We start from the raw sequence: 6115 nt of genomic DNA on the forward strand, positions 1-6115 counted from the left end.
TCAGATCAGTCCTTCTGCCAGGGGACCCAGCGCGAGTACGGGAAAGAAAGTGAGGGAGGTGACAAGCACGGTGACGCCGCTGAGCATCAGCACTGACTGCGGCCGGTGGGTAGGCAGGGTCCCTGCCGTTACCGGGACCTTGCCCTGCGCGGCCAGGGTCCCGGCGAGCGCCAGGACGAAGATGATTGGCAGGAACCGGCCCAGCAGCATGGCCAGGCCCAGCGCAGTGTTCAGCCACGGCGTATTGGCAGTCAGCCCGGCGAAGGCCGAACCGTTGTTGTTGGCTGCGGAAGTGAACGCGTAAAGGACCTCGCTGAAGCCGTGCGGGCCGGTGTTCAGCATGGACGTCTCTTCGATTTCCGCCCGGATGCCGGGCAGGGCAAAGCTCAGGGAGGTGCCGGCGAGGACCAGCGCGGGCATGGCCAGCACGTACAGGCAGGCCAGTTTGATCTCCCGCGGACCGATCTTCTTGCCCAGGTACTCGGGGGTCCGGCCGACCAGCAGCCCGGAAATGAAGGCCGCGACGACGGCCAGGACGAGCATGCCGTAGAGCCCGGAACCCACCCCGCCCGGGGCGATCTCGCCGAGCATCATGTTCAGCATGGCCATCATGCCGCCGAGGGCTCCGAAGCTGTCATGCATGGAGTTCACGGCACCGGTGGAGGTCAGGGTGCTGGTGCTGCCGAACAGAGTGGAGCCGGCGACGCCGAAGCGGGTTTCCTTGCCCTCCATGGCACCGGCGGTCCCGTCCGCAGCAGCTAACTCAAACGCCGTCATGGCCGCCACGGACAGCATGAAGATGCCCGCCATGGCGGCGAGGATGGCGTACCCCTGCCGGCGGTCGCCGATCATGGTGCCGAATGTGCGCGGCAGCGAGAACGGGAGAATGAGCATCAGCAGTACGGATACCAGGTTGGTAAACGCGTTCGGGTTCTCGAACGGGTGGGCGGAGTTGGCATTGAAGAATCCGCCGCCGTTGGTGCCCAGCAGCTTGATGGCTTCCTGCGTGGCCACCGGGCCGCCCGGGATGCTCTGGGTGCCTCCGGCCAGGGTTGAAACCTCGGTGAAGCCGGTGAAGTTCTGGATGACCCCGCCCAGCAGCAGAATCACGGCTCCCACTGCCGCACCCGGCAGCAGGATGCGGGTGAGGGACCGGGTCAGGTCCACCCAGAAATTGCCGATGGTCACGGCCCCGCGGCCAGCGAAGCCCCGCACCAGGGCAATGGCCACGCAGAGCCCGACGGCGGCGGACAGGAAGTTCTGGACCGCCAGGCCCGTGGCCTGGACGGCGTAGCCCATGGTGGCTTCGGGCGAGTAGGACTGCCAGTTGGTATTGGTTACGAAGGACACCGCGGTGTTGAAGGACAGGCCCTCCGGAACAGCGGGCAGTCCCAGGGAAGCTGGAAGCAGCGGCTGGAGCCGCTGCAGCAGATAGAGCGCCAGCACACCCAGCGCCGAGAACACCAGGACCGACCGAAGATAGGACTGCCAGGGCTGCCCCGAGCGCGGGGCGACGCCCAGCGCCCGGTACACGCCGCGTTCGGCAGCCAGGTCCTTCTGCGAGGTATAGGCATGAGCCATGTAGTCGCCCAGTGGACGGTGTACCAGGGCAAGGAACAGGGCGACGGCGAGGAACTGGCCGAGCGCCAGCCAGCCCGCCATCAGAATTTCTCCGGCCGCAGGAGTGCAGCCAGCACGTAGACCGCCGAGACGGCAGCCAGGATCAGCGCAGCGTAGTCGAAGGCGTTCACAGCTTCTCCACCGCCCGGGCCAGCAGGGCCAGTCCGGCGAAGAACGCCGCCGTTCCCGCGACTATCAGTACATCCAGCAAGGGGTGCCCCCAACAAACTCGTTCGTGCTCCCACCGGTCCGGAAGGAGGGCGCCGTCAAGCGCCGAAACGAGTAGAAACCCCGTGCCGGGGTGTTTGGGGAATCCTCACGGATTCCTAACGCCAGGCAGGCAGACCATAACGAATTCCCTGCGGTTCGGGCCCTGGGAGGTCGGCTGGCCGGTGCTGCCGTTCCGCGGGGCATGGCACAGCCCGTAGTGTTTTCCGCACCCGGAGCCGCTAGTTTCCCCTTGGAGTCATCGTGTCGATCCTCACCCTGCTGCTCCCGCTGGCCGGGATCATCGCCGCCGTGATCCTGATAGTGCTCATCTTCCGCGGCTCACGTATCCCGGTGGAGGATGTCCAGGGCCGCAAACGGGTCAACCGCTGGTTCTGGATCCTGGGAGTGTTCGTGGCGGCAGTGTTTGTATTCCTGACGTTCGCATGAGCCGGACCTGGTCCGGGACAAAGGTCCGCGCAGGTCAGCGCTGGCCGGCGGATACCCTAGAAGGATGGACAAAGGCCAAACCCTCCGCGTTGCCGTGATCGGTGCCGGTCCGCGCGGTGTCTCGGTCCTTGACCGGCTGCTTGCCCGCTACCTGGAACTGCCGGCTGCGGACCGGCCTGTGCTGCAGGTCAGCATGGTTGATCCGTTCAACCCGGGGCCCGGGCATGTGTGGCGGACCAGCCAGTCCCGGCAGTTCCTGATGAACACCCCCTGCCTTTTCCCTACGGTGGTCCCCGCTGGGCGGACAGCCGAAGAACTCGCTCCCTCAGCCACAGGGCTCTCGCTGGGACAGTGGGTGCGCCTGATGGCCCAGGACCCGGCACCTGCGCTGAGCGCCGGGGACCGGGAGGAAATCGCCTGCCTTGGCCCTGCCGACTTCCCCAGCCGCGCCCTGTACGGCAGGTATCTGGAATGGACCTACGCGCATCTGGCGGATGCTGCCGCCCAGGCGGGCGCCGTCGTTGTCCATCACCGGGCCGAAGCCCTGTCGCTGCAGCGTCTGGGCACCGGGTTTGTCATTGAACTGGCGGGGGAGGACCCGCTGGCTGCGGACGCCGTGGTCCTCGCCCTGGGCCATCTGCCGGCAGCCCTCACGCCCGAGCAGAACCGGCTTAGCGATGCCGCCTCCCGGCTGGGGCTGCAGTACCTGCCCCCGGCCGTTCCCTCGGACGCGGACTTCTCCGTGCTGCCCGCCGGGGAACCTGTGCTGGTCCGCGGCCTGGGACTGAACTTCTTTGACATCATGGCGCATGTGACCCTGGGCCGCGGCGGAGTGTTTGTGCCAACCGGGGAGCCCGCGGGCCGTGCCCTGCGCTACGAGCCTTCCGGCCGGGAACCGGTGCTGGTGGCCGCCTCGCGCCGCGGCACCCCGTACCGTGCCAAGGCAAAACTCGAGAGTTATGTGCCGCGCAGCGTGACCCTGCGCTGGTTTACCCAGGAAACTGCCGGGAGGTTTGCCGCGGAAGGCATCCAGCCCGGGTTCGACCACGACCTCTGGCCGCTGCTGCACCGCGATGCCGTGTGGGCTTACTACTCAACCCTGGCGCGGACCACCCCGGACTGCCTCACAATCCCGGCTGACGACTTCCTCGCTGAGCTGGAAGCCGCGCTCAATGTGGCCGGCCCGGACTGGGATGCCGCAAAGGAAGAAGTCCTGGCGCGCTGCGTGCCGTCGGACCAGCGGGCCAGCCTGGAAGCTTTGGCCCAGCCGCTGGGCCGGCGTCCGTTCGCCGGTCCCGAGGACCTGGACGCAGAAATCCTGCGCTATCTGGAGGACGACGCTGCCGGCTCCGCGAAGGGCGAGGACGACCCGCTGAAGATGGCCATCGGTGCGCTGAACGCCGGCCGTTCCCTGCTGAAGGCAGTAGTGGCCGACGGCGGACTGGCGGAGGAATCCTGGCTCACTGAACTGCGCGGCTGGTTTGAACCCCTGGTGGAGGGGCTGGCCTCCGGGCCGCCGCCGGAACGGATCGAACAGCTCGCCGCCCTGGTGCGCGCAGGGCTGGTCCACTTTGTGGGTCCGGACCCGCGTTTCGACGTCGATGAAGCCCGCGCCGTCTTCACCGCGTCTTCTCCCTGGGTAGCAGGTGAGTACGCGGCCACCACCCTCGTGGAGGCGATGATGCCGCCCAACCGGGTCAACGCAACGCTCTCACCACTGCTGGCGGATCTGCTGCACCGCGGGGAAGCCCGGCCCAAGGTGATGATGGCGCCCAACGGCACGCCCGTCCTTACGCCGGGGCTGGATGTTTCACTGCCGCCGTACCGTCCGCTGGACGTCAAGGGCAAACCCCAGGAGAACCTCTACGTCCTGGGCCTGCAGCTCTCCTCGGTGCAATGGGGCACCGCGATCGCCGCGGAATCCGGAGCCCCGGCCTCAGCCGGTTCCCGGACCCTGCGCGACGCCGATGACATTGCTGCGGCGCTCCTGGCCGGCCCCGGACTGCCCCGGGACCGGCAGGAGCCCGCTAGAACGGGTACTGACGCGGTTCGTGCTGGAGCGTGACTGTCTGGTCCTGAGTGAACTCCTCGACGGCCCACTCGCCGTTGAACCGACCCAGGCCGGAGTTCTTCACCCCGCCGAAGGCTACGTGCACTTCATCATGGACAGGCATGTCATTCACGTGGGCCATGCCCACCTGCAGCTTCCGGGCGAACTGCAGCCCGCCCTCGGCTGAGGCGGTGAAGACTGCGCCGGAGAGGCCCTGCGGGGTGGCGTTGGCCAGTTCCAGTGCATGAGCGGCGTCGTGTGCGCGCTGGATGCCTGCGATCGGGCCGAAGATCTCCTCGCGTGCCAGCTCCATGTCCTGGGTGACGCCGGTGAAGATCCACGGGCTGAGGACCTGCCCGTTGGTGCTGCCTTCCAGGACGGTTTCAGCACCTTCTTCCTTGGCCTGGTTGATCTTGGTTTCCAGGCCTTCGAGCTGCTTGGCGTTGATGATCGGGCCGATCACGGTCTTCGGATCCGAGGGATCGCCCACGGGCAATGACCGTACGTGCTGGGTGAACTTCTCCACGAACTCGTCATGGATGGAGTCCTCAAGGATGATCCGGTTGATTGCCATGCAGATCTGTCCCTGGTGCAGGAACTTGCCCATTACCGCGGCACGGACGGCCTGGTCCACATCGGCGTCAGCCAGGACCACGAACGGGCCGTTGCCGCCGAGTTCAAGCGCCGTGTACTTGAGGTGGTCACCGCTCGCGGCGAGGGCGCCTACGTTCTTGCCCACCGCCGTCGAGCCCGTAAACGAAATCAAGGACGGGACGGGGTGCTCCACGACGGCATCGCCGATCTCTGAACCGGCACCGGCAACAACGCTCAGCACGCCGGCCGGCAGCCCGGCTTCCTCAAAGATCTTCGCGATCAGCAGTCCGCCGGTGACCGGTGTGTCGCTTGCCGGCTTAAGAACGACGGCGTTGCCAAGTGCAAGGGCGGGTGCCACGGAACGCTGGGAGAGGTGGAGCGGGAAGTTCCAGGGACTGATGACGCCGACGACGCCGAGCGGGCCGCGGTAGACGCGGTCTTCCTTGCCGGGGATATCGGAATCAAGGATCTGGCCGTGGACGCGGTGGGGAAAGGACGCAGATTCTCGGGTGATGGCAGTTGCCGAGTCGATCTCGATCGCGGCCTTTACCGCTGTGCTGCCGGATTCAGCTGCGAGCCAGGCGGCGATTTCATCGCGCCGTTCTTCCAGGATGTCGGCGGCACGCTCCAAGATGCGGCGGCGTTCGGCCGGGGGAGTGGCGGCCCAGTCCGGCTGGGCTTCCTGCGCGCTGCGGTATGCATCGTCGAGGTCTTCGCTGGAGGCCAGCTGCAGGGTCAGGAGTTCTTCGCCGGTGTAGGGGTTCGTGTCCGGGGATGCTTTGTGTGAACGGCCTTCGCGCCATTCTCCGGCGATGAACTGCTTGGCCGGGATCCAGCCGGATGCTGCGGGGTTGGCGGCGGTCATGGGCGTTCTCCTTTGTGAGGGTACGTTTCTGACGATGCCGGGTATAACCAAGCATACTTACTTCTTGTTCCCTGTTTGGTCCGGGAATCTTGGCCTGTTTGGTCCGTTCCAGCCGGTGCATGACCGCGGTGCGGAACCTGGCTCGGTGCCGGGGCCTTCAAGCTTCGGGGAGATAAGCGTTTTGGGCCTGGCTGCCGAAACCTTCGGGGAGTAAACGTCGCTTTGGGCCCGGTGGAGTCATATGGTCAGTGCAACGCCCTGATTTTGCAGGAGCGATGTGATGCCCAGAACTTTCCCTTACAGCTACAACCAGGACTTCAGAGACCGGC

5 protein-coding genes are annotated in these 6115 nt (G+C 66.4%); 2 read left to right on the plus strand and 3 right to left on the minus strand.

The features are described from left to right. On the minus strand, positions 1 to 1662 hold the full coding sequence (gene kdpA, locus AO716_RS04885; protein ID WP_055239845.1) for a potassium-transporting ATPase subunit KdpA: 1662 nt from the start codon (positions 1660 to 1662) through the stop codon (positions 1 to 3). Beyond that, positions 1662 to 1751: a potassium-transporting ATPase subunit F gene (locus tag AO716_RS17425; RefSeq protein WP_160317906.1), complete on the minus strand. Its 90-nt coding sequence runs from the start codon at positions 1749 to 1751 to the stop codon at positions 1662 to 1664. The genes kdpA and AO716_RS17425 overlap by 1 nt, the downstream gene beginning before the upstream one ends. 340 nt (positions 1752 to 2091) lie before the next feature. Here AO716_RS17425 and AO716_RS04890 point away from each other — a divergent pair, with 340 nt between their 5' ends. Both AO716_RS04890 and AO716_RS04895 read left to right on the plus strand, forming a co-directional pair. Continuing rightward, positions 2092 to 2277: a hypothetical protein gene (locus AO716_RS04890; RefSeq protein WP_055239846.1), complete on the plus strand. Its 186-nt coding sequence runs from the start codon at positions 2092 to 2094 to the stop codon at positions 2275 to 2277. Between the two features lie 64 nt (positions 2278 to 2341). Continuing rightward, positions 2342 to 4342: an FAD/NAD(P)-binding protein gene (locus tag AO716_RS04895; RefSeq protein WP_055239847.1), complete on the plus strand. Its 2001-nt coding sequence runs from the start codon at positions 2342 to 2344 to the stop codon at positions 4340 to 4342. On the opposite strand, the gene AO716_RS04900 is transcribed toward AO716_RS04895, so the two are convergent. Next, a complete protein-coding gene (locus tag AO716_RS04900; protein ID WP_055239848.1) occupies positions 4305 to 5786 on the minus strand; it encodes an aldehyde dehydrogenase family protein in 1482 nt (493 codons plus the stop codon). The genes AO716_RS04895 and AO716_RS04900 overlap by 38 nt on opposite strands. Positions 5787 to 6115 lie beyond the last annotated feature (329 nt).

The organism is Arthrobacter sp. Edens01 (assembly GCF_001307035.1).
Lineage (GTDB): Bacteria > Actinomycetota > Actinomycetes > Actinomycetales > Micrococcaceae > Arthrobacter_B.